Annotated in this window: 22 protein-coding genes; 20 read left to right on the top strand and 2 right to left on the bottom strand. The window is 49.5% G+C overall.

Annotated elements, in window-relative coordinates; genetic code table 11:
- Nucleotides 1-46: 46 nt before the first annotated feature.
- The 8 genes from AC0LWM_RS00540 to AC0LWM_RS00505 all read left to right on the top strand — a co-directional run bounded on the left by AC0LWM_RS00540 (nucleotide 47) and on the right by AC0LWM_RS00505 (nucleotide 13,470).
- Nucleotides 47-2,920 carry an extracellular solute-binding protein gene (locus AC0LWM_RS00540; RefSeq protein WP_474672947.1) on the top strand — a complete coding sequence of 958 codons (2,874 nt, stop codon included), beginning with the start codon at nucleotides 47-49 and terminating at the stop codon, nucleotides 2,918-2,920.
- 91 nt (nucleotides 2,921-3,011) lie between these two features.
- Nucleotides 3,012-3,893 carry a carbohydrate ABC transporter permease gene (locus AC0LWM_RS00535; protein ID WP_474673518.1) on the top strand — a complete coding sequence of 294 codons (882 nt, stop codon included), beginning with the start codon at nucleotides 3,012-3,014 and terminating at the stop codon, nucleotides 3,891-3,893.
- Between the two features lie 19 nt (nucleotides 3,894-3,912).
- Nucleotides 3,913-4,770 (top strand): carbohydrate ABC transporter permease, encoded by an 858-nt coding sequence (locus AC0LWM_RS00530; protein ID WP_474672946.1) that lies wholly within the window; start codon nucleotides 3,913-3,915, stop codon nucleotides 4,768-4,770.
- A gap of 44 nt (nucleotides 4,771-4,814) precedes the next feature.
- Nucleotides 4,815-6,869 carry a YIP1 family protein gene (locus AC0LWM_RS00525; protein WP_474673517.1) on the top strand — a complete coding sequence of 685 codons (2,055 nt, stop codon included), beginning with the start codon at nucleotides 4,815-4,817 and terminating at the stop codon, nucleotides 6,867-6,869.
- 4 nt (nucleotides 6,870-6,873) lie between these two features.
- The gene (locus AC0LWM_RS00520; protein ID WP_474672945.1) at nucleotides 6,874-9,441 is read left to right on the top strand and encodes a DUF5696 domain-containing protein; all 2,568 of its coding nucleotides are present in this window, start codon (nucleotides 6,874-6,876) and stop codon (nucleotides 9,439-9,441) included.
- Nucleotides 9,442-9,445: 4 nt separating this feature from the next.
- On the top strand, nucleotides 9,446-10,351 hold the full coding sequence (locus tag AC0LWM_RS00515) for a carbohydrate ABC transporter permease (protein ID WP_474672944.1): 906 nt from the start codon (nucleotides 9,446-9,448) through the stop codon (nucleotides 10,349-10,351).
- 18 nt (nucleotides 10,352-10,369) lie between these two features.
- Nucleotides 10,370-11,353, top strand: a complete 984-nt coding sequence (locus tag AC0LWM_RS00510; protein WP_474672943.1) for a carbohydrate ABC transporter permease — start codon at nucleotides 10,370-10,372, stop codon at nucleotides 11,351-11,353.
- 122 nt (nucleotides 11,354-11,475) lie between these two features.
- Nucleotides 11,476-13,470, top strand: a complete 1,995-nt coding sequence (locus AC0LWM_RS00505; RefSeq protein ID WP_474672942.1) for a 3-keto-alpha-glucoside-1,2-lyase-like domain-containing protein — start codon at nucleotides 11,476-11,478, stop codon at nucleotides 13,468-13,470.
- A 142-nt stretch (nucleotides 13,471-13,612) separates the two neighbouring features.
- On the opposite strand, the gene AC0LWM_RS00500 is transcribed toward AC0LWM_RS00505, so the two are convergent.
- Together AC0LWM_RS00500 and AC0LWM_RS00495 are read right to left on the bottom strand one after the other, a co-directional pair.
- Nucleotides 13,613-14,419, bottom strand: coding sequence for a helix-turn-helix domain-containing protein (locus tag AC0LWM_RS00500; RefSeq protein ID WP_474672941.1), 807 nt, complete (start codon nucleotides 14,417-14,419; stop codon nucleotides 13,613-13,615).
- A gap of 11 nt (nucleotides 14,420-14,430) precedes the next feature.
- Complete coding sequence (locus AC0LWM_RS00495; protein ID WP_474672940.1) at nucleotides 14,431-15,777, bottom strand: FAD-dependent oxidoreductase; 1,347 nt, start codon at nucleotides 15,775-15,777, stop codon at nucleotides 14,431-14,433.
- A gap of 106 nt (nucleotides 15,778-15,883) precedes the next feature.
- On the opposite strand from AC0LWM_RS00495, the gene AC0LWM_RS00490 reads away from it, so the two are divergent.
- The 12 genes from AC0LWM_RS00490 to AC0LWM_RS00435 all read left to right on the top strand — a co-directional run bounded on the left by AC0LWM_RS00490 (nucleotide 15,884) and on the right by AC0LWM_RS00435 (nucleotide 24,991).
- Nucleotides 15,884-17,011, top strand: a complete 1,128-nt coding sequence (locus tag AC0LWM_RS00490; protein ID WP_474672939.1) for a LacI family DNA-binding transcriptional regulator — start codon at nucleotides 15,884-15,886, stop codon at nucleotides 17,009-17,011.
- Nucleotides 17,012-17,024: 13 nt separating this feature from the next.
- The gene (locus AC0LWM_RS00485; protein ID WP_474672938.1) at nucleotides 17,025-18,122 is read left to right on the top strand and encodes an SGNH/GDSL hydrolase family protein; all 1,098 of its coding nucleotides are present in this window, start codon (nucleotides 17,025-17,027) and stop codon (nucleotides 18,120-18,122) included.
- A 195-nt stretch (nucleotides 18,123-18,317) separates the two neighbouring features.
- Nucleotides 18,318-18,845, top strand: coding sequence for a DinB family protein (locus tag AC0LWM_RS00480; RefSeq protein WP_474672937.1), 528 nt, complete (start codon nucleotides 18,318-18,320; stop codon nucleotides 18,843-18,845).
- A gap of 84 nt (nucleotides 18,846-18,929) precedes the next feature.
- Nucleotides 18,930-19,328: a DUF1801 domain-containing protein gene (locus AC0LWM_RS00475; RefSeq protein ID WP_474672936.1), complete on the top strand. Its 399-nt coding sequence runs from the start codon at nucleotides 18,930-18,932 to the stop codon at nucleotides 19,326-19,328.
- Nucleotides 19,329-19,373: 45 nt separating this feature from the next.
- The gene (locus AC0LWM_RS00470; RefSeq protein WP_474672935.1) at nucleotides 19,374-19,964 is read left to right on the top strand and encodes a hypothetical protein; all 591 of its coding nucleotides are present in this window, start codon (nucleotides 19,374-19,376) and stop codon (nucleotides 19,962-19,964) included.
- A complete protein-coding gene (locus AC0LWM_RS00465; RefSeq protein WP_474672934.1) occupies nucleotides 19,951-20,334 on the top strand; it encodes a hypothetical protein in 384 nt (127 codons plus the stop codon). The genes AC0LWM_RS00470 and AC0LWM_RS00465 overlap by 14 nt, the downstream gene beginning before the upstream one ends.
- Nucleotides 20,335-20,427: 93 nt before the next feature.
- Nucleotides 20,428-20,910 (top strand): pentapeptide repeat-containing protein, encoded by a 483-nt coding sequence (locus tag AC0LWM_RS00460; RefSeq protein WP_474672933.1) that lies wholly within the window; start codon nucleotides 20,428-20,430, stop codon nucleotides 20,908-20,910.
- 337 nt (nucleotides 20,911-21,247) lie between these two features.
- On the top strand, nucleotides 21,248-21,472 hold the full coding sequence (locus tag AC0LWM_RS00455; RefSeq protein WP_474672932.1) for a helix-hairpin-helix domain-containing protein: 225 nt from the start codon (nucleotides 21,248-21,250) through the stop codon (nucleotides 21,470-21,472).
- A gap of 23 nt (nucleotides 21,473-21,495) precedes the next feature.
- Nucleotides 21,496-21,978, top strand: a complete 483-nt coding sequence (locus AC0LWM_RS00450) for an NUDIX hydrolase (RefSeq protein ID WP_474672931.1) — start codon at nucleotides 21,496-21,498, stop codon at nucleotides 21,976-21,978.
- Nucleotides 21,979-22,013: 35 nt separating this feature from the next.
- The gene (locus AC0LWM_RS00445) at nucleotides 22,014-22,610 is read left to right on the top strand and encodes a hypothetical protein (protein ID WP_474672930.1); all 597 of its coding nucleotides are present in this window, start codon (nucleotides 22,014-22,016) and stop codon (nucleotides 22,608-22,610) included.
- 206 nt (nucleotides 22,611-22,816) lie between these two features.
- Nucleotides 22,817-24,067: a copper amine oxidase N-terminal domain-containing protein gene (locus tag AC0LWM_RS00440; RefSeq protein ID WP_474672929.1), complete on the top strand. Its 1,251-nt coding sequence runs from the start codon at nucleotides 22,817-22,819 to the stop codon at nucleotides 24,065-24,067.
- A gap of 30 nt (nucleotides 24,068-24,097) precedes the next feature.
- Complete coding sequence (locus AC0LWM_RS00435) at nucleotides 24,098-24,991, top strand: TIGR01777 family oxidoreductase (protein ID WP_474672928.1); 894 nt, start codon at nucleotides 24,098-24,100, stop codon at nucleotides 24,989-24,991.
- Nucleotides 24,992-25,085: the final 94 nt, after the last annotated feature.

The raw sequence follows: 25,085 nt of genomic DNA, 5'->3' as shown, positions 1-25,085 counted from the left end.
CATATATTTTTGACGACCTGATGGGAAAGGAGCTTACGAGCAGAACATGGCAAGGTACGCACACAAGATTGCTGTCCTTTTATCGGTCGCCATTCTGTCGTTAACGATGGTCTTCGTTCCGGCGAAGCATACGACAGGAAGCGAGAACCTTGCGCCGCAAAGGGGAGCGGCGGAGGGGCAGGCGGAACCGAAAGGAGATGTGGAGGCTCATCTTCGGTACGAACAGTATATTGCCCGATATTCGGACTCTTCCCATCCGGCGGAGAAGGTTGTCATCGAAGCGGAATCGTTCGCTGGTGCGGAAGGAATGCAGCCGATCGTGTCGGATGCTTTTGAAGGCGCGGGCAGCCCTGTCGTATGGACGGGTGATAGCGGCTCAATCCATTGGGACGTCGACGTACCGGAAGAAGGACTATACCAGATCGGCATCCGCTACTTTCCCGTCGAAGGCAATACGTCCCCAATCGAGAGGGAGCTCTATATTGACGGAGCGGCCCCGTTCGAAGAAGCGAATCGGTTCGTATTGACACGGGTATGGGGCAATGTACTGTCAGTAGTGGAACGAGACAGCCGGGGCAATGACTTGAGGCCACGGCAGACCGAGCGGCCGGAATGGCAAGAGGCGGTATTGCGGGATGCGGAAGGTTATTACAGCGAAGCGTTATCGTTTTATTTCTCCCGGGGCAAGCATCGCATAACCCTTGTCTCCCTTCGAGAGCCGATGGCGATTGATTCGCTGCAGCTTATTCCCGAAGAGAAGCTTCCCTCGTATGCCGAATTGAAACAAATGTACGGTGCGGAAGGGTATTCGGAAACCCGGGATTTGTTCGTCAAGGTACAGGGAGAAGACGCAATCCGCAAATCGAATCCGTCCTTGTATCCAATAAACGATCGGTCCAGCCCGGCAACGGAGCCGTATCACGTTTCCAAAATCAGAATGAATACGATCGGCGGCTCGAACTGGAAGCTGCCGGGTCAATGGCTGGATTGGGAATTGGATATTCCCGAGGACGGATTGTATGAAATCGGTCTTCGCTATAAACAAAACAAGGCTGCAGGTACCCGCGTCGTCCGCAGGCTTTATATCGACGGCAAAGTTCCCTTCCTCGAAGCGAACGCACTCCCGTTTCCGTATGACGGAGGCTGGCAAGCCGGGGTGCTGAGCGACGATGATCAGCCTTATCGGTTTTATTTATCGAAAGGCAAGCACCGGTTGAAGCTGGAAGTATCCATGGGGGAATTGTCCGAGACGATCCGGATGGTGCGTTCAAGCATACGAGAACTGAACGCCCTTTATTTGAAGGTGCTCGTCTTAACGGGCGCGGTGCCCGACGAATTCCGCGATTACCGGTTGGGCAAGCAAATTCCGGAAATCGGGGACGTGTTCCTGGAGCAGAGCAAGCGATTGAATGAAGCGGCGGACCGGATGGACCGAATGGCCGGCAGCCGCAGCGGCAGCTCGACGATCTTGCGAACGACCGCCTACCAATTGGAAGATCTGAGCCGTGAGCCGGAGACGTTATCGCGTCGATTAAAGGCGTTCAAGGACAACGTCAGCTCGCTGGGAACATGGCTTCTTACCGTCAATGAGCAGCCGCTCGAAATAGACTATCTGTTCGTCAAGTCTCCGAATGTAGAAACGCCGCAAGCCGACGGAGGGGTATTCAGCGCGCTGAAGCATGAGCTGCTGTCGTTCGCCTCTTCGTTCTCCGAAGACTACAATGGCATCGGGGACACCGGCGGGAAAGACCCGATTACGGTATGGATCGCGGCCGGACGGGACCAGGCGCAGCTGCTGCGGGCGATGATCGATTCGATGTTCACGCCGCAGACGGGCATCGAGGTTAACCTGCAGTTGATCAATCCAGCCGTGCTGCTGCCGGCGACGCTGGCGGGGAAAAATCCCGACGTGGCGATATCGGCGGTGGATGTGATTAATTTCGCGATGCGTAACGCGCTTCAGGATTTGAAGCAGTTCCCGGATTTTCCTGAGGTGAAGGGGCGGTTCATGGATAGCGCATTCCCCGGATTTGCATTCAAAGACGGCATTTATGCGCTGCCGGAAACGCAAACGTTCCCGATGCTGTTTTACCGCAAAGACATCTTCGAGTCGTTAGGGCTACGCGTACCGGAAACTTGGGAAGATTTTTACCATATCGTTCCTCAATTGCAGAAGCACAACATGGACATTGGCATGGCGCCGACCCCTGTGCTGGAAATGATGCTGTACCAGAAAGGCGGCCAGTATTACCGAGGCGATGGCATGGCAACCGATCTCGATTCGCCGGTTGGCGTAGAATCGTTCCGAAGGTGGACGGAGCTGTATACGAACTACAAGCTGCCGATCCAATTCGATTTCATCAACCGGTTCCGGACGGGGGAAATGCCGATCGGCATCGCCGATTATACGGCATTCAACTTTCTGACGATTTTCGCGCCGGAAATACGCGGTCAATGGGACTTCGTTCCGGTGCCGGGAACGTTTCGTTCGGACGGAAAGCTCCATCGGGAGGTATTGTCCGTCTCGAGCGGGACCGTCATGTTTCGAAGCGCCAAGAACAAAACGGCCGCATGGGAATTTATGAAATGGTGGACCGATACGGAAGCGCAAGTCATGTTCGGCCGGGAGTTGGAAGCCATTCTCGGCGAGTCGGCCCGTTATCCTGCGGCCAATATTGAGGCGCTGAAGCAACTGCCATGGGCGGCCAAAGATTATAAGCGGCTGGTCGAGCAACTGCAATGGGTCGTCGGGGCACCGGCCGTGCCGGGCAGTTATTCGCTGCAGCGGCATTTGACGAATGCATTCTACGAAGTTGTGCAAGGCGGCAGCGATCCGGGGGAAACACTGGAAAACTATGTCCGCATCATTAACGAAGAGCTTGCGATCAAGCGACAGGAATTCCATTTGCCGACGGAGTAGAAGGGAGGGCTTTCGAATCGTTCAATTAAGCAGAAACATAGCGGAAGCCAAACCGGCGGGCGGCGCGCTGCGCCTCCGGCTTGGCGGCAAGATGAAGGAGGCGAAGCGGCAGAAGACGCTGTACGTGATGCTGCTGCCGTATTTTCTGATTTTTTTCACTTTTACCGTGTTACCCGTTTTTTTGTCGATCATCATCGGCTTCACGGATTTTAACATGCTGGAGTTTCCCGGCTGGGTCGGCTTGCAAAATTATGCGCGCCTGTTCGTACGAGACGAAGTCTTCTTGATCGCGCTCAAAAACACGCTGTTGTTCACTATCATTACCGGACCGGCAAGTTACATCGCTTGTTTTGTCATCGCCTGGATCATCAACGAATTTTCTCCGAAAGTTCGGGCATTTGTCACCCTGGTTTTTTATGCTCCGTCGTTATCGGGCAGCGCGTTTATCGTATGGACGCTCCTGTTCAGCAGCGATTCCTACGGCTACATCAATTCGTTGCTGCTTAAGCTGCGGATCATCATGGAGCCGATTCTGTGGTTGCAAACGCCACAATACGTCATGCCGATCATTATTCTCGTGCAATTGTGGCTTAGTCTCGGCACAAGCTTTCTCGCATTTATCGCCGGCCTGCAAGGGATGGATAAAACACTGTTCGAGGCCGGGGCGATCGACGGCATCCGCAACCGTTGGCAAGAGCTGTGGTTCATCACGCTGCCTTCGATGAAGCCGATGCTGCTGTTCGGTGCCGTCATGCAAATTACGGCTTCGTTCGGCGTGGCGGAAGTGGCGGTTGCGCTGGCTGGATTCCCTAGCGTGCAATATGCGGGGCATACGATCGTCACCCACCTGATGGATTACGGTTCGATTCGGTACGAGATGGGTTATGCTTCAACGATCGCAACCGTATTGTTCGGTTTGATGCTGGGCTCGAATCTTCTCGTTCGTTGGCTGCTGAAGAAGGTTGGTGATTGAGATGAGGATCGCGCTGCGCATGGGGAAAAGGAAGGTGAGCCGGTCCTGGTACGGCGATTTGGCTTTATTTGTCGTCTTGGCTGCTCTCGGATATTTTATGGTGCTTCCGCTCATATTCGTCATCAATAACGCCTTTAAGCCGATCAATGAGATTTTGATGTTTCCGCCGAAATTTTTCGTTCGAAATCCGACGCTCGGCAATTTCGTAGAACTATACCATTTGCTTAGCGGCACATGGGTTCCGATGACAAGGTACCTGTTCAATACGTTATGCATAGCCGTCATCGGTACGGCGGGGCATGTTCTTATCGCTTCGCTTGCGGCGTATCCGCTGGCCAAGCGGAAGTTTCCGGGACGAGGCGCTTTGTTTGCGATCGTGATGCTGTCGCTGATGTTTTCCGCCACGGTGACCCAAGTGACAAACTATATGACCATGTCATGGCTCGGATTAATTGATACATTGTGGGCAGTCATCATCCCGGCGATTGGATCATCCCTCGGACTCTACTTGATGAAGCAATTTATGGAAGGGGTACCCGACGCATTGCTGGAGGCGGCGCAAATCGATGGCTGCGGAGAGTTTCGGATTTTTTGGAGCATTGTCATGCCTAGCGTCAAGCCGGCATGGCTTACCCTCATCATCTTTTCGTTCCAGAACTTGTGGGGAGCAGGCGGCGCCATAGGATCGATGTATATTTACAGCGAGCAGTTAAAAACAATCGATTATGCGCTCGGACAAATTTTGGCGGGCGGGATCGTGCGGACGGGCCCTTCGATGGCGTCGACTTTGATCATGATTTCCGTGCCGATTACGATATTTATCGTGTCACAAAGCAAAATCATACAAACTATGGCCACCTCAGGCATGAAAGATTGAGAGATTCAAAGATTGATTGAAAAGGGGAGCTTATCGTGAACCGAATGCGCAAGCTGACGCTGCTCTTCCTGCTCCTGTTCCTAGCGGTCGGGCCTGCGGAGACGACATGGGGCGCGCCTTACGAAGGATATAACTATTCCAGCTTCGGTCTTGCCGAGCCCGCCCCGGTCCCGTATGCGCCGATTCGGCAATTTGACGGCGAACAATGGAATGCCGGACCGTTGAAGTCGCCGGAAGATCTATTCATCACAGAGGACGGATATGTGTATGTGGCCGATACCGGAAATAATCGCATCGTTTGTCTGGACCCGGATTGGAATGTGGTGCGCATCGTCGATTCGTTCCGAAACGGAGAGAAGGAAGATACGTTCCGTGAACCCGAAGGCGTCTTTATCGATCGTCTAGGCCATCTATTCGTTGCCGATACCGGCAATCAGCGGATCGTCGAGCTGGCGCGGGACGGACGGCTTGTCAGGGTGATCGGAGCGCCTCAGTCGGATTTATTTCGCGCCAATTTTGTCTATACGCCGATCAAGCTTGCCGTCGATACGGCCGGTCGGTTATATGTCGTCAGCAAAGGGACGTTCGACGGGATATTGGAACTCGATGAAAACGGAAAATTCACCAGGTTCATCGGGACGAACAAGGTGCAATTTAACGCCGTCGATTTGTTCTGGAAGCGAATAATGACGGAGAGGCAACGGGAACAGATGCAGCTGAATATTCCGGTTGAATTCAACAACCTCGATTTAGACAAGGACAGCTTTATTTATGCGACAACAAGCGAAGTGATGTCGAATGAGCCGGTCAAGCGGCTCAATCCGTCCGGTTTCGATGTGCTTCGGCGCGAAGGATACAATTCGCCGAAAGGCGACGTCCAGTGGAGTTTGTCAGGCACCCGCAGCGGATCTTCGGCATTGACGGACGTCACGGTGGACCTGAGCGGGATGTACAGCATTCTCGACAGCAAGAAAGGGCGTATATTCACCTACGATCGGGACGGGAAATTGCTGTTTCTGTTCGGCCATCTCGGCGAACAGTTCGGCAATTTCAAAACCCCGGTTGCCATCGCTATGAAGGGCGAGCAAATCGTCGTGTTGGATAAAGGATTGAACCAGCTTTCCGTCTTCAAGCCAACGCGTTACGGCAAGACGATCCGCGATGCGGTCATCTACAGTGACCTCGGGGAGAAGGATAAAGCAAGCCGAGCTTGGATGGAAGCTCAGAAGTTAAATACGAACTTGGAAATCGCTTATTTGGGCGTCGGCAAAGCCGAGATGAGGAAAGGCAACAATTTTGCAGCGATGACCGATTTTGAGCTGGGTATGCACAAGGGGTATTATTCCCGGGCATTCGAGCGATACCGCAAAGACTTCCTGTGGGAGCATTTCAATGCAATCGCCGCAGCGCTTGCGGCGGCATTACTGGTGCTGATCGCAGCCGTGAAGCTGGCTAAAGCAAGGCGGATTCCGGAGCCGGGAATATGGCGAATGGCCTGGTATACGATATTCCATCCTTTTAACGGCTTCTGGGAGCTGAAGTACGAGAAGAAGGGAAAAGTCTGGCTCGCGTTGTTGATTCTGGCCACTCTAACCTTACTGTACATAATAAAACGGCAGTATTCCGGATTTATCTTCAATATGAGGTTAACGGATGAAGTGAACAGTCTGGATGAAATCAAATTTATCGTTTTGCCGTTTTTCCTATGGTGCATCGCGAACTGGTCATTGACGACCCTCATGGATGGGGAGGGGAAATTCAAAGAGATTTTTGTCGCCGCCGGATATGCCCTTATTCCGCTTGTGCTCATGCAAGTTCCGCTTATCCTGCTGTCCAATATGTTAACCGTGAAGGAAGCGTCGTTTTATTATTTGCTCGAATCCGTCGCCTTTGGCTGGGTTGCCTGGTTATTGTTCGCAGGCATGCAAACGGTACACCAATATAGCGTATCGAAGACCCTTGTCACGATGCTGCTGACGTTGGTTGTCATTGGGATTTTTATCTTTTTGGCGATGCTGTTTTTTGCATTGCTGCAGCAAATGCTAGTGTTCGCTACAACAATCTATCGAGAGATCACATTCAGGATCGGGGAGGGGTGATTCGGTGACAGCTTACAAAAAACGTTACATTACAGCGGTTTCCCTTCTCTTAGTGCTTGTTTCGACGATTGTCGGCGTGTGGTGGCCGTTTGCCGATAGCGATCCGGAAGCCCCAATTGATGACGATACGCCTGCGAGTGCGCCGGGAATCGTAAAATCTGGTGGGTCGAAAGCAACGTTGATGAAGGTTTCCGCGGAGGCCCATCCGCAATTGCCCGGGATGGAAGCCGTGCTGGAGAACGAGTCGCTTCGCTTATACATCAACAGGACAAATGCGGAAATTGCCGTGCTGACGAAGGACAGCGGACAATTGTGGCTTTCGAATCCGCGAGGACTCAGCGAAGATCCGCTCGCGACGCCTCATTTGAAGGGAAGGCTGTCCTCGCAGTTGTCGCTCGTCTATTTAACCGGCGAAGGAACGGCGAAGGAATACGATAGCTTTAACGATAGCGTCCAATATAAACAGTTTGACATCACGCAATCGGAGGACAGCGTTATCGTAACCTACCGTTTCGGCAATCCGGAGAGAGGGATCGAATCGTTTCCGCAAAAAATCAGCAAGAAGCGATTCGAGGAGAACCTGCTCAATCGGCTTGACGAAAGCGATGCGGAACAGTTAAAAGTCCGTTACAAATGGATTGAAGGGGAAGATGTATACGAAAGGCGTGAAATTCCCCGGTCGCTTGTGAAGAAACTTGTGGCGATTCTGGATAAAGCAGGGTATACCGACGAGGATCTCGCGTTCGACCATGAGGAGAACAGGGTGGAGGGCACAGAAGCCGGGGGACGCGCCAAGCTAACGGCAGCGGTACGATATAAGCTCGACGGCGGTGAATTGATCGCTTCGTTAGATACGAAGAGCCTGGAAGAAAGCAAGCCTTATAAAATTCAGAGCATCTCGTTGCTTGAAAATTTCGGAGCGGCCGGAACGAAGGATGAAGGCTATATCTTCGTACCCGACGGCTCGGGTGCGCTTATCCGTTTGAACAACGGCAGGAAGCTGGCCCAACCGATTATGGTGCCATTGTATGGTGAAGACGGCGCCATCTCCAAAGAAGAAAAAATGAACGAATACGAATCGGCAAGACTGCCCGTTTTTGGGATGAAGCGAAACAACCACGCGTTTTTTGCCATGATCGAGGAAGGCGATGCGCTTGCGAAAATTACCGCCGACATAAGCGGGAGGAAACATAGCTTCAATCTCGTGAGCAGCCAATTTGTGATTTTGCCAAGCGATACCGTGCAATTGAACAGTCAAGACAAGATGATCAAGACGCCGAAGCGGAAATATGAGGGCGAATTGCAGATCCGCTATGCCTTTCTTGATGACAGTGCGGCGAATTACTCCGGGATGGCGGCGTATTACCGCAATTATATAGTGAACAAGTTTGGTCTTAAGAAGCAAGACAAGGCGATCGCCGATTCGCCTTTTTATGTCGAGCTGGCCGGGGCGATTCCGAAACAGAAAAATTTTGCCGGATTTCCGTACGAGGGGATGGTTTCGCTCAGCAGTATCGCCCAAACCAACCTGCTGCTCGACCGGTTGAATGAAGCGGGAATCCGTAACGTTCATTTGAATTATAAAGGTTGGTTCAATGGAGGAATCCGCCATCGATTTCCGAACAAAGTAAAGCTTGAAAATGCGATTGGATCGACACACGAGTGGAACGACCTAGGCGATAAGCTGGCGAACAGCGGCGGCGCGTTATATCCGGATGTCGCATTTCTTGAAGCGTATGGCGGCGACTTCCAACCGTCGTCGGATGCCATTCAGCAAATTTCCCGCAAATATGCGAAGATGTTCCCGTTTAATCCGGCGACTTACGAGAGACAAAGCGACGCTTATTCGTATTACCTCCTGTCGCCCAATCGGCTGGATGCTGTTGTGGGCAAGTTTTTAACATCATATGAAGCATTAAATCCGGGATCCATCTCCTTGCGCGATCTCGGCGATCAGCTTCACTCCGATTTCAAGCCGGGTAGGGAATTGACAAGGCAGGATGCCGAACGAATGATAGCAAGCCAGCTGCGGCGAATCGCCAATCAAGCGCCGAATATGATGTTGAGCGGGGGCAACGCGTATGCAATTCCCTATGCTTCGCACGTGCTGAATGTCCCGCTGGAAAGCAACCGGTTCCAACTGGCGGATGAATCGATCCCGTTTGTTCAGATGGTGTTTCACGGCTATATCGAATATGCGGGTAAATCTTATAATACGGCATTCGATCAGAATCTGCGGACTCAGGTGCTGAGATCGGTTGAGACCGGGGCCAACGTATATTACAGCTGGATTCTTGAGCATCCGTCGGTATTGAACAAAACGCAATATAACGATCTTTATGCAAATGACTTCGAGCAATGGTTCGGTGAAGCGGTGCAAGCCTACGATGAAGTCAATTCGGTATTGAAACGGGTTAGAGGGCAAACGATCGTTTCCCATGAAAAGCTGGCTGAAGACGTTTTCCGGACCCAATATGAGAATGGGGTCACGGTAACGGTCAACTATGGCGAGCGACTAGCTGCCGTCGACGGCTTAACGATTGAACCTGAGCATTATGTTGTAGAGGGGTGAACGTATGTCAAAAAAGCGGACAATCGGCCTGGAGCAGAAAAAAGCGTGGTTCGGCGTATTGTTTCTAGCTCCGTGGCTATGCGGATTTATGTTTCTGCTGGTTATTCCGCTTTATCAGTCGATTCGGTTCAGCTTCAGCAAGCTGACGATCGAACCGGCAGGATATGTGATCCGGTACATCGGATGGGAAAACTTCAGCTATGTCTTTTTTGTCGATCCCTGGTTTGTCCGGGTGTTGACGAATGCCGTGACGGATATGGTGCTCAACGTGCCGCTTATCATTTTCTTCAGCTTGTTTGCGGCCAGCATGCTGACGCAAAAATTCAGGGGCAGGGCGTTTGCGAGAGCCGTGATCTTCCTCCCCGTCGTTCTTGCGTCCGGAGCCATCGCGACTCTGGATAGCGGCAATTATTTGGCTTCACTGATCGGATCCGTCAGCGATGATATGGGTGGCAATTATGCCAGCGGTTTACGAAGCATCGATATCGGGCCGCTGCTGCTTCAATCGGGGATGAACGCGCAAATCGTCAATTACTTGGCCGGCGCCGTCGAACGGATTTATCAGATCGTCAGCGCGTCGGGTGTGCAAATTCTTATTTTTTTGGCCGCACTTCAATCGATTTCCCCGGCGCTTTACGAAGCAGCCAAAATCGAAGGGGCAACCGGCTACGAGGTATTCTGGAAAATTACGTTTCCGATGATGACGCCTTTTGTATTAACGAACACGATTTATTCCATCGTCGATTCGTTCTATCACAATCAAGTGACGGAAAAAATTCGCTCTACCGCCTTTCAGCAATTGGATTTTGGCGTGAGCTCGGCCATGGCTTGGGTATATTTCATGGTCATCTCGCTTATTCTGATCATTTCGACCTACATCATCTCGAAAAGGGTATTCTACTACGATTAATGAACGGGGAGAACGGATATGAAGGGAAACTGGAAAGCTGTCGGCCGTACAGCCGGGGCTTCGGTTGCCGGATGGGTTGTCCGGTACAACCCGATGGATAAGCTGAAACATGTGTTATGGATCACCGTCCGTACGGTGCTCATTTTTGGCATCAGCTTTATCATTTTATACCCGATTTTCATGAAGCTGTCGATTGCGTTCAAGGATAAATCCGATGTGTTCGATTCATCGATTGTCTGGATTCCGCGTCATCTCACGCTGCATAACTTCGAAATCGTGATCGAGTATTTGAATTACTTCACGGCGATTCTCAATACGTTCGTGCTAAGCGCGGGAACAGCGCTGCTGCAGCTCGTTGCCTGCGCTCTGGCCGGGTACAGCTTCGCCAAGCTGCGTTTCAAGGGAAGCGGAATACTGTTTGCGATTGTTGTCTTTACGATCGTTATCCCTCCGCAGACGATTATGGCGCCGACCTACTTGCACTTCCGTTTCTTTGATGTATTCGGGCTATACAACTTATTTACCGGCAGCGGCGGGATCAATTTGCTGGAGAGCTATTGGCCGTTCTATATCTCAGCCGCGCTCGCCATGGGAATGAAAAATGGCTTGTACATCTTTATATTTCGGCAGTTCTTCAGGGGGTTGCCGAAGGAATTGGAGGAAGCGGCCTATGTTGACGGCGCGGGGGTGCTGAAGACATTCGCCAAGGTCATGCTGCCGAATGCGGTTCCGGCGATTACGACAGTGCTGCTGTTCTCCTTCGTCTGGCAGTGGAACGATAACTATTTTGTCAACTTGTATATGGCTAACTCGACGACGCTATCGGGCATGCTGCTTGTGCTGCCGTCCCACGTCAGACCGGAGTATGTCGGGGGAGTCGCCTACTCGTCGCTATTGATCAATACGGGGACGCTGCTTGCCATTGCTCCGATTTTTATCCTGTATTTATTCGTTCAGAAGTATTTCGTTGAAAGCGTGGAGCGAACGGGGATCGTCGGTTAACGAATTTTAATTTGGAATGAAACTAGAGGATTGAAAGGGGGTGAGGCTATAGAAGGATACAAGAGAATTGATCTCCGTTTCAACGATTTGAGACAACGATGAAATGAGGAGGAAGAAGCGGTATGGGAAAATTAGCGATGAAAAAGGTAATCTTGCTAGCCATGATCATGATGCTTCTAACGGTAGGGCAACAGCAGTATGCGATGGCCGATCCAAGCGTGTTATTTCAAGACAACTTCAGTAACGGTGCCGCCAATTGGTCGCCCGTAGGGGGAAGCTGGACGGCGGCGTCCGGTGTTTATGCGCAAAGCGATGCCAATACCGGAGTCGCTGCTCAAAGCTTGGCGGGAAATGATTGCTGGACGGATTACACGTTTGAAGCCGACGTGAAAGTGACTGGCGGACATCGCGATGCGGCGATGGCTTTTCGCGTACAGTCCACTTTGAACAATTATTACGTGCTGTCGATTCGCAGCAACTCTTGGCTGAATGGAGCAAGCAACAAACGTCTGGAACTGATGAAGTTTCATAATGGGACGTGGACTGTCTTAACGAATGCCGAGAAATCGATTCTCGACAACACGTTATATCATGTCAAAATCGATGTCAAACGCAATCATATCAAAATATACTTTAATCAAGAATCATCGCCCAGCATCGACTATACGGATGCATTCCCGATTCGCAGCGGTAAAATCGGGTTTCGAACATGGCAAACGTCAGCGGAATTCGATAACGTCGTTGTAACGGAAATTCCGAAAAACCCCGCAGACATGCAAACGATCGCGATGACCGGCGCATCGATCAAGATCGATCCAAGCTGGCCGTATTATGCCGGCAGATCGTACGACAGCATTGCGGAAGAGATTGAGTTGGCCGGGTACCGGACGGTCCATTATATCGTCGTGAACGAATACGATGTGAAAGGCGGTTTGATCGATGCCCTTCACGCTCGGGGAATTGCCGTTTGGCTTGTCGTTTTTGGCAATGGAACGTATTCGGCTTTTTCGTTTCCTCCTGGTTGGGAGAACTGGAAGATGGGGCTGATCAATCCGTCAGGAGTTGTAGGATTTACGTTCTTCTCCATGTTCAACCCGGATTATGTCCAATGGAAGAAAACCCAGCTTGCCAGAATCGTGAACGACTATCCGTTTGACGGCATCGAAATTATGGAAGCGTTTTTTCCGGAATGGAACGGTTTGCAAACCGGGGTTTACGGCGATGTGGGTCCCGCTGCGCAAGCGGCTTTTGCGGCCAAATACAATTCGGCTATTCCCGATTTCGTCAACTCCGGTTCCCCGAACTATTATTTGAACAATGCTGCATTGTATCAAAAATGGATCGACTTCAGGGTGGATGGCGTAAACGACTTCTTGAACGAGATCTATAACGGGCAAGGCGGAGTCCGGCAAGCGCGTCCGGATATATTGGTCGCGACGTGGAGCCTCGCCATCGATGGCGGGCCGAATTCGGTCGCGAAGCTGCGGGAGCTGCAGGGGAACGATGCCGGAGCGATGGCGGCGAAGGTGAACCCGGACATTCATTTTTTCCAGACGCATTGGCCTGACTGGATCAAGCCGGAGTCGCAATTGCCCCCAAGCTATATGCAAGCGTATCAGCCGTTCGTCAGTCAGCTTCGGACCTTGCAGCCGTGTATCCCGGTCGGTCTGCAGGCAGACAATGGATCGCTGCGGACGATGATTAAGTCGGCTTTGTGGCAACAGCAGTACAATATCGAGGCGGCACAACGGGGTTATGCAACCTGGACAACGTACGAGTACCATATCGGGGGTTACATGTATTCGGACAAACCGCAGCCGAAACGAGCGACCAGGTTAGCGGGCGGCTCGGTTATGATCAGCTTCAACAAGCGGATTGACGAAACAACCGCAAAGACGGCGGTCAATTATACGTTCTTCATGGGCAACGTACAACAGAGCATAGCCATATCGAACATAACCGTCGACGGCAACCGGGTGGTGATTGAATCGGGCCAATTCCCGGCAGGAAGCTTCGAAGTAGCCGTCAGCAACATCAAGGATACGCCGAGTCTATGGCTCTTTACGGATTTCCCGGCCAACACCGTTGTAGCCGGCAGCAAGGTAAGCGTGCAATAATTGTGCACCGGCGATAGCGATTAGGTGAAATTAAGACTGAGCTTTCAGGATGCCGCGTTAATCTGTTATAGATCTAGTCGATTACCGCGGCATCTATATTATCTGCAAGCTTATTTGTTATTGTCGCATGACAGCCGTGTTGTCATTTTTTTATGGCATTTTGGACAGACGATGGGGTGACGCCGGTAAATTTTTTGAAGATGCGGTGAAAATAAGACAGCTCGCAATAGCCCAAGTGATCGGAAATATCGGAAACGGTCATACTGTTCGTTTGCAATAATTCGAAAGCTTTGGCAATTTTCACTTGATGAATGTATTCAATCGGAGATTGGTCCAGTACATCCTTGAAGATTTTCGTAACGTAATTGGGAGAGCGTTCGATATAATCAGCCAGATCGGTCAGGCGAATCGACTTGCAGCAATTCGTGACGATATAGTTCTGGAGCTGGCTGATGAAATACTGTTTCTTGGCTGAATTATGTTGAGGTTCCTCTGCGTTCTTGAGGATCAGTCCGATCAATTCCAGCAAAATACCCTGGCAGATGATATGATGTCCAGGCGAAGAGTCGGACCACTGCTGTAACAGCATGGAGCAGCGTTGTTTGAAATAATCGAAGTTGCGCATATGACATTTATAATAATCGCTGGTTGAGAACAAGGCGGTCAGCAATTGATCCGCATCTTCCGTTGAGCTGAAATGGATGGAATACTTCTGATGATTATGATGGCCGTTCGCGTTGAAACCTACGGCTTCTCCCGATGGAATGTACAGCACATCGCCTTTATTCAGCTCGATTTCCGTTCCGTTCAGCCAATAGGTTGCCTTGCCGCTTGTGACAAAGATAAGCGTTTGATGCCGCGCTTCTTTCTTGGCAAGCTGCAAATGTTTGACCCGATCGTCGTAGACGACGGATTTTAACGTTAGCGTAATATCGTGAATTGCTTTCAACAGAAGTCCCCCTATCGACTGATGTAGCTTTCACCGAGCCATGCACCTTGTTCGACCAATTTGTTCTGCAACTCGCTCACATTGATTTGCCTTGAATGGATACGCCTTTCGTTTGCCATGCTGGCGGCTATCCCGGCGGCTTGCCCCATGGCGAAACAGTTGGGCATGACGCGAAGCGAGCTCTGCACAATTCGATCCGACGAAGCGGCCCGTCCGGGAACCCATAGATTCGTAATGCCTAGCGGGAGAAGACAGCGATATGGAACACCGTGCGATTGACCGGCCGGCAGTTGTCGAATGGTCGTCTGATCGTCGCTGGTCGTCAAATGAATGTCGATAAAATAAGCGTTTCGGGCAATGTCATCATCGAAGCTGACCATGTTCACAAAATCATTTGCCTGCAACACGTAATCCCCTACGATGCGACGAGTTTCGCGTATCCCGATCTGTTCGCCCGAGCTAATCAGTTGAGCTTCTTCGAAGCCGGGAACATATTTCCGCAAAAAAATGAGCTGCGTCTGTACATTTCTTCTTCCTTCGATCGCTCCCCGGGTCAAATCCTCCGCGTTTGTTCCGTCGATGCCGAATACGTGTCCGAAATTGAGTCCGGCAACCGTGTTGGACAACCAGGCAATTCCCGAGGCCTCTTTTCTCCCTGGCGGCAGGTCGCCGCGCGACTGGGCGAGGCTGACAGCCTTGTGAAGCTGGCCTGTGTCCCCATGCTCTCGCAAATAGGCATCGAATTTGGTTCGGTCTACATTGGTGACCAAATAACACATCGTACCCGGCTGCAATTCGCCACCGTCGCCGCCTTTCTGGAAAGGAACGCCGGCCAGGTAGGCCACGTCGGCATCCCCTGTCGCATCAATAACATAATTGCACGAAACAATCGACCGTCCGGACTTATTCAGAATCACAATGCCTTCAATGGACGATTTATCGGCACTCAAGATCACTTGGCCGACGAACGTGTGATACAGGATACTGCAGCGGCTTTCTTGCAATATATCGTCATAAACACATTTCAATACTTCCGGATCGATCGGCACCCAATCCAATAGATCGTTGTACCATTCCCGATATTGATCGCTGCATCGCTGTTTCATTTTCTCCAATATTTCCATCCCGATACCGCGTATTACCGGCTTTTCGCGATCGGTGTAGGGACAAAACGCGGGAACGAGCGAAACGGTAGCCATCCCGCCCATAAACCCCCGTTGTTCGATCAGCAATGTAAGGGCCCCGTTTCTAGCTGCGGCAACGGCTGCCGAAACGCCGGCGGGACCGCCTCCGACAACAACGACATCGACCGTATGGGATATAGGCAAAGCTTCTCCCGGAACCATTTTTCTTTCCATGATGCCATCTTCCCCTTTGCATTAACAATCGTGATATGCATCATTATAAACAACTTGACAACTTGCGTTTAGTTGTCATTTAATTGTCATCATAAGGAGGATCATCATGCGTAAAAAGAGTGGGATTACAATCGGCGAGTTAGCCAAGCAGCTCGGAGTAAGCCGAAATACCGTATCCAAAGCTTTGCACGGGCAATCCGGCATGTCGCTGGAAACAAGGGAAGCCATTATGAAACTGGCCGAAGAGAAGGGGTACCGTACAAGAGAGCAGCAGGAAAACGCGCTGTTGGACGGAACGGGGTGGATTCATAAGGGCGCTCGCCGCTTTTTGTTTATTGTCGCTTCCGACAAACAGTTCCTGACGGAGACGCATCAGCTTATTCTTCAGGGCATTCGTGACCGATTCGACCCGCTTCAATATCGGGTGGATGTCGTATTTATGCCGGAACAATTTGCATCGGCAACCGACTGGACGGATTGGCTCGAGGAGCATTCGCTGCTCCATGCGGACGGAATTTTCATTTCGCATATGATCCCGGAATCGCTGGAAGCAAGGCTGCTGCAAACCCATGTTCCGAAAATTTTGCTCAATTTTCCACCGACAGGAGCTCAAGTCGATAGTGTGATCTGGGATGTGCAGGATGCCGTCAGGCAGTCCGTTCGCCGATTGCTGGAGCAAGGCCACCGGAATATTTTGTACGTGGGCGAAACGCCGCATCACCTCGGATATCGAGGATACCGCCTGCGCTGGTTTGCCTTTCAGGAAGAGATGGAGTACGCAGGCATTGCCGTCGATCGGTCGTTTCACGTCACGGGTACCTATAATCGATATCATCAGGTTTCCGATCAATTCATGGACCGAGAGCGTTGGCTCCAGGAATGGAAGAGATGCCTCGCCAAGCAAAAGCCTACCGCAATTCTGAATACGATCGACTACGACCTGGCGTGGATCTATTATGCGTGCAGCGAGTTCGGCATCAGCATCCCGCAAGACTGCTCGCTGGTAAGCCTTCGTTACGAAGACAGCAGCTTTAACCCTGACGTGTCTCGTCCTCTGCTGCCCGTTCGGGCTACGGGCCACCGCGCTGCGGAACGTATCATATGGCGCATCGCCAATCCGAATCACAACTATGAGCACATTCGTCTACAAGTTCAATTTATCGAAGGAAATACAATTCGTCCGGTCTTGGGCGCCAAAGAGCGAGAAACTACGGAAGCTTCAACTCATACGTGAAGGGGTCGATACGATGAATGGGCAAATATGGAACCACCGGAGATTGCTCCGGAATACGCGGCAAGCGCTCGCTTCCGGCGTGCTGAGGGTAGGTTTTATCGGCGGCTCAATTACGGATGCACGGCCTCGCCATAACTGGCCTGAGCCGGTGATCGCTTGGATCAAAGAGAAGCATCCGCTTGTACGGCTCAATGTGGAGAATGCCGCCATCGGGGCGACAGGCAGCGAGTTGGCCGTTTTTCGCGCCGAGCGCGATCTGATCGAACGCGAGTGTGACTTGGTGTTTGTGGATTATTCCGTGAACGACCATGACGAGCCCAGGGAGAGACGAATGCGGACTCGGGAGGGGCTGCTGCGAAAGCTGTTGAAGGACGGACACAGGGATGTCGTGCTTGTCCATACGTTCCGTCAAGCCTTCTACTGCGATATGATCGCGGGCAAAGTGCCTGAATCCATCATGGATTTCGAGCAGCTGGCTGAGCGCTACAGAATCAGTTCAGTATGGATGGGCTTGTATGCGCTGGAAGAAGTGAATCGGGGCCGAATGCGATGGGAGGAATGGCTGCCTGACGGCTTGCACCCGACGCAGCGAGGCAGTTTGAGTTATGCTCATAGCGTTATTGCATTTCTGGAGAATGAACTGTCAGACAGGCGTACCGTGGCGTTATCCGATGTTTTCAGCACACTGCCTGAACCGTTGAATCCCGACCATTGGGAACATGCCTATCGGCTGCCGTTCTCCGAGATTGAAACCGACGGTCCCTGGGTGATTCGACGCTGGCCGCATTTGGAATGGATCGATCAGGTTCTGGAAACGGCGGCTGTCGGGGCGAAATTGACATTCGATTTTACCGGCCGCGGCTTAACCTTAGGGTTCGACTTCGGTAAAACCTCCTCTGAATTCCGTTATCGATTGGATCACGGTCCTTGGCAGGTTTCGGTTCGGGATCGTCCCGATTGGTGCGGAGATGACGGCTGGTTCCGGATGTACACGATTGCCGACGATTTGACCGAAGGCCCACATCGATTCGAGCTGGAGGTCATTCATGGCGACTTTCCAGGATGTACAGGAACAAACTGTCGATTGGCGCTTGTTGGCATCCTTCGATAGCAATATCGAGATAGGCTTTTCAAATCCACCGAGAAATCGCGGGGGATTTTTTGCTTTTATCGCAATGGTCGATCTTTTTACCATTCGGCCGCAGCGTTTATTTTGTGGGGAAAAAGCTCTGTAATTCGATATTTCCATTTCGTAACATATGTGTTACAGTTGTGTTAATAATTGGAATGAAAGAGAGGTAATCAAATGATCGACATGGAAAAATTATTTCTCATTACCGATATGCCTGGTTATACGCCCCAAATTAGCCGTTTATTATCGATGATGAACTACGCGAGACATACGACGATTCAAGCCGTCAGGAATTTAACTGCGGAGCAGCTGGATTTTTTGCTCGATCCTGAAAGTAATTCGATCGGGGCATTACTATTCCACTTTGCTGCAGTTGAACATGCCTATCAAGCTCGCACGTTCGAGAAAAGAAGTTTAACAGAAGAAGAGTTATCCGAATGGGGAGCGGCACTAGATTTAGGTGATAACGGACGAGAGAAAATCAAAGGAAATGATTTGAATTATTATTTGGACCGGATGAACAGCGTGAGACAAAGAACCTATGAATTGTTCCGAACAGTTAACGATGATTGGTTGCATCATGAAGAACCGTTCTGGCAAAACAACCCGGCTAATTATTATTTTATGTGGTTTCACGTGTTTGAAGACGAAATTAATCATCGGGGCCAGATTCGAATGATAAGAAAGAGATTGAAGGTGTAACAAGATTAGGATCGGTAAAATGCCCAGATATAAACGATGAAGCGATGAACGATGAAGTGATGAAGCGAAGGAGTGAAAAACTCGATGAAACCGTCCGGACACCTACAAGTCGTTGAATATTTGAACAATCTCGATCACCCGCTTAAGAAGGAAATTGAAGAAGTTCGCAAGGTTATACTGGGCGTGAATGAGAAAATCACGGAGCATATCCAATGGAATGCCCCGAGCTTTTGCTTCAATAACGAAGATCGCATCACATTCAATCTGCAAGGGAAAGGATTCTTTCGACTTATTTTCCATTGCGGCGCCAAAAAAATAGACCGGCAAGAGCCGGGGCCGCTGTTCGATGATGCTACAGGATTATTGGAATGGGCTTCCGGTGACAGAGCCATCGTAAAATTCACCGGAATGAAAGATGTTGAAGCAAACCGAGAGAAGCTTGCGGAAGTCGTCGCGAAGTGGATTCAAGCGACAAGCTCGTAGTATGCATGCCATTGTCGGGTAATTCCGATAGAGGGGGATCTAACGATGAAGGTACACGATCATAAGAAAATTTTAAGAGACTACTATGAATTGAAAGCGGATTCGATTGAATTTATTCATATACCTGCCTTTCAATTCATTACACTCGAAGGTAGATGCCGCTTAAACTGGATGGGACTGCCCGAGGAAGACGGATGGCCCATTTACAAACTAATTAACCAATTGAAAAATATAACAAAAACAACGGTGGGATACCAGTTTACATTGATGCCGCATGAATATATATGGCATAAGAGCCACGAAGACGGTCAATGGTCCTATACCGAGCTGATGCAAGTGCCCGATCTCATCCAATATGACATGTATGAAGAGGCGCGTGGCCGGATCGAGAAAAGATTTAAAAACCAATACGTTCCGCAGACCAAACTCATTAGCATGGAACAAGGACTTTGCGTACAGAAGCTGCATAAAGGGCATCGCGACGATATTTTGAGGACCTATGAAGAACTGAAGACTTACGTCGACGAACATGGTTATCGAATGACCGGGGATCGGCGTGACATCATCATCCATTGGTGCGCGCCTGAGCCGGAAAAATGGGCAACGATCGTGAGGGTACCTGTTGAAAAAATATGAAAAATCGCTGAAGTTCCAATTGATTTATTCATTGGTTTTCATTTTGTTCTCGATTTCTCAAATTGTTATAAGTTGGAATCGTGGTTCAGCTATCTTTGTTATTATTTTTAGTTTAATGCTGGCAGCCTTCGCAGGATTCGCGATACTCATTAGTTTGGACATGATATTAAAGGATGACCTGAAGATCAAAGGGAAAATCGTTTACATCGATGGCAGTATCATTAGCATAATCAGAGCGGATGGGAAATTTAGAAGAGTGCGGGTCCCTACAGCGGAAGAGATGGATCGATACGCGCTGGATCAAGAAGTCGAATTAGTCATTGCTAGGCGAACGGGAGTTTTACATGCTATTCATCCATATAAACAGTAAAAATATGTTTCTATTACTTCTTATTTTATGATACATTAATGTTAATTGATGGTAAGTAATAATAAATAACTACAATGAAAGAAGGTTAAGTTAATGGAGCAAACCGAGCAGTTGCATGAAATTTTGGATAAAAGAGATCCGAAGGTGAAACTGAGAGTCATCAACTCGAATATTTCCAACTCCGAATTCAACAATTGTTATGCCGAAAGAGTTGTGTTCCATGACATTTCCCTTCCACATGTGACCGTCTCTTGCGCAGATCTCCAGTCTTGTCATTTTAATGACATGAACATGGTGAACGGGAAAATCAGCGATGCGAATCTATCAAACTTGGTGATTGACGGGGCGCAATGGGGCGGCGCACAGATTCGGAATGTTGGGTTTGTGAATTCTAGCGATGCATTCGCCGAGCCTAACCCGAATTCGGTACAATTTACGAACTGCAATTTCCGTAACGGAGTTATGACCGATTGCAATTTTACCGATGTAAAGCTTGAGAATTGTAACATCGAAGGTTTAACGATCAACGGTGTTCCGGTTGCAAAGCTGCTAGAATTATATATGGAAAATAAATAGATCGAAGTTCATAAGAGGACATCGGGTGCAAAACTTGATGTCTATTTTTTATGGGTAGGATTTTTATGGGTAGGATAATCTAAAAGTCCGGTATAATCAAAGGTGGTGTTTGAGATCAACTATATCATCATTTTTCTATTGCTTATTGTTATTATTCTGCTGATCAACATCAATCACAAACTTCCAAGGAGGGACTATTCCAAGGAAGCTGTAGATAGAGCACTGGAAAGAGACAAAAAGAAAAAACTATGATGATTCATAATCCATGAAACTAATTCACGGGGGAACTCGTTAGTGCATATAGATGACAAGTGTTCATATACGAGGAGGAACCAGCATGGGACAAAATCAGAATAAGCCGCAAGCAGGCGAACTCCCCAGCGGATTAGCCAAGCCGGCATTGCGTGCGCTAACCCATTCCGGGTTAGTAACATTGGAACACATCGCAAAGATCAGCGAAGATGAGTTGAAGCAGCTGCATGGCATAGGACCCAAAGCTGTTAAACAGATTCGGCAAGAGCTTGAGCGGAATGGACTTTCTTTTTCAGAAAATAAGAATTGAAAAAGCGTTCAGGGGGTATGCGTATGGCTATGCCAACTCATATTGTTGCGGTAGGCGGAATCGTAGAAGACGGACAAGGAAATATTTTGTTGGTCAAGACGCACCATCGCGGATGGGAATATCCGGGCGGACAAGTGGAAGAGGGCGAAAACCTGATCGATGCCTTAAGCAGAGAAATTAAAGAGGAAAGCGGGATCGATACGGTTGTTGCGCATGTAATCGGCATCTATTCGAATACGTCATCATTCAAATGGGTTGACGGCATAACAGATGTACCGACCAAAGTCATCATTGACTTTGCGTGCAAGCCGATTGGCGGTGAGTTGTCTACATCGGAAGAAACACCCGAAAGCCGCTGGGTTCATAAGGATCAAGTACTTGACCTTGTGGAAACTCCGGCGATCCGTGCCCGCTACCAAGCCTATCTGGATTTTAACGGAAGCCCATCGTATATGGAATACGTAACGCACCCCCAGTTTGAATTAAAAGTAAAGAGGACGGTATAGACCGCCGCGGCACAACATGATGAAGGAGAATCGATATGGGATCACGAGTCATGCATTATTGTATCTCGTCATTAATTGCCAAGGAACTGGGGATCCAAGAGGATCAATTCCTGATTGGAGGAATTGCCCCTGACGTTCACAAGAACATGAACGAACCGAAAAGCCGCTCCCATTTTGTGAAAGTGGATACGGAAGGGAAAGCATATGCGGATTTTGAGGGATTCAGGGATAAATACTTAAGCCGGAGCATACAGCCTTTTCATCTGGGATATTATTATCATCTCATCTCGGACTGGGTCTGGGTCGAGGAGGTGTATGTTCCGAAAATCAAGTGGCTGCCCCAACCGGAAAAAAAAGAAGCGCAGGCCATGTACTACCGGGACTTCTGGAGATTAAACGGCAAATTAATCGATCATTATGCGCTGAAGCTCAAACCGCTTGAAGTAAAGCCCGTCGTTATGGACGAGATCGATTATAGCTTCCTTCCGGAATTGATCAACGATCTAACCGTCGATTTTGCGAAGAAGGATGAGGCCAAAGCGCAGGATCTGGAGATTTTGGATTTTCGCGGGGTGCTACAAGTGCTTGAAAAATCGGTTAAAATTTGTGTGGACAAACTATCGATCGTATAAGAGCAACAACTGATCGAAGACCATAGATTAGAGCATCGTTCATAGGCCTTTCTTCGTCGTCGACCCAGGACAAGATAACTATTTTTTTCCCTCCGGGTTCCTATGTTTATCATTTGAAACGTATAGTATTATAATTCATTAATGGTAAATAGTTTCAAAGTTGTTGAACCTTTTGCCAAATGAGCATGAAACATTGGAGGGTTATCATGAACAGAAGAACGACGAATAAGCTCTTGATCGGCTCGCTTGCTTTCTCATTAAGCTTCGGCCTAACTTCCCATTATGCATCGGCTGCGGATACTTCTTTCATTAATCGGATGTCCGAGCAATACGCTGCTTTTGAGAAGAAACACCGGGATACATACAATCGTTATCTTCGGGAAGAAAGACATTTATATGACACTTATCGCAACCAAATGACTACGGTCTATAACAATCTATTGCAGCTTGCCCGTGCAGACCTCGACGAGATGACGAAGATATTGGAGAATGATATCCGTCAGTTGAAACTAAGCTACAATGAAAATAGCGACGCGTTTCGAGACTATGTAAAGACGACGGATAAGGATCGAGCGGGCGATCCGATGGATTTATACGAGGATACGATGGACCCGGACAACGCCGGTGGGCCGATGGATCTTTTTGAGGATCGTTTAGATCCCGATTCGGCAGGCGATGCGATGGATCTTTACGATGACACGCTTGACCCGAATTCGGCAGGCAGCGCCATCGATATGTACGATGACGATGCAGATCCCGACTCAGCAGGCAGTATCATGGATCGCTTCGAGGACGAATCGTCCATTGACTCAGCAGGCAGTATTATGGACCGTTACGAGGATGGCGATATTACAAAGGACGAGGCGGAGAAGCGGATGGCCGAGGCTCTGTCCAAAGCGGAAGCCGATATGAACAAGCGGATTACCGACACCAAGAAGGCTGTCCAAAAACGCAAAAATGACTCGCTTCGTGCAATTCGCGACGCCTGGCTGAACGCCAAAAATTCGATTTTGCAGCAGCGCGAGAAAACGATCGCCGAAGTATCCGCAGCGCGGAAGAAGCTGACCGGAACGGGCATTGAGTTTAAGCCGTTGATCCTGGAAGATTGGATCACCGTTGTCGTTGACGGGGATTATTTGATCTTCGAGCAACCCCCGCTTATGATTAACGGCAGCACGCTTGTGCCGATGCGGGCCATTTTTGAAAAGCTAGGGGCTGAGGTGCTCTGGAAAGCAAGCAATAAGTCGGTCACAGCCAAAAAAGGCGGAACGTCCATATGGCTGCAAATCACAAACAATGTCGCTAAAATCAATAATAAGGACATCACGTTAGAAACGGCCCCGCGAATGTTTAACGGGAGCACGATGGTACCTCTACGTTTCGTCAGCGAAGCGCTCGGCGCAAAAGTGCGTTGGGACGACAAACTTAAAACGATTACGATCACATCCGCTTCTTAAGTTTGGATATGAAAGAAATGAGCTGATTGCATGAAGAAAAGCGTGATCTTGGCCGGCGGTACCGGGTTTATCGGACAATATTTCAAAAGAAAATTCAGGGACTTGGGCTACGAGGTGCGAATCATTTCCAGACAAGACGGCCATATTTCTTGGAATGATGTACCGGCAATCATCGAAGCGTTGAATAACTCCGAGATGTTGATTAACTTGGCAGGAAAATCGGTGGATTGTCGGTACAATTCGAAGAACAAGCTGGAGATCATGAGATCCAGGACGGAGACGACCCGAATACTCGGAGAAGCGGTTCTCGCATGCGAGCAACCCCCTTCCCTATGGATAAATTCGAGTACAGCGACGATTTATCGACACGCAGAAGACCGGCCGATGACAGAGGAAGACGGGGAGATTGGGACGGGTTTTTCGGTGGAAGTGGCCAAAGCTTGGGAAGACGCCTTCTTTTCGTTTCCATTGCCTAACACCAGAAGAATTGCCTTAAGAATCGCGATTGTACTCGGCGAGGGCGGAGGCGTCATGACACCCTTTAGAAATTTAGTCCGATATGGACTTGGCGGGGCGCAAGGGTCCGGAAATCAGAAATTTAGCTGGATCCACGTTGAGGATTTATTTCAAATTATTCTTTTTCTGAAGGAAAAAGAGGAATTGAACGGAGTGTTCAACTGTTCTTCCCCGCATCCGGTTCCGAATCGTGAGCTTATGCATCAGCTACGCCAAGCGATGAAGGTCGGCTTTGGATTGCCCTCTCCCCGGTGGATGCTAGAGCTGGGGGCATTGCTCATTCGAACCGAAACGGAATTGATTTTGAAAAGCAGATGGGTTATTCCGGATCGGCTTATGCGGGCGGGGTACACGTTTAAATATAATACTATTGATCGGACGTTGCAGCATATTTTAAGATCGGAATAATTGTTAAAGATGGAGATACAGTCAAAATGTATTTCCATTTTTTATTTTCCATGCTACAGTTGTGTTAATTACTGGAATATGCGCAAAAGGTAGA

This window comes from Paenibacillus sp. sgz302148 (assembly GCF_056120465.1).
This window is presented reverse-complemented; position numbering and strand designations above follow the sequence as displayed.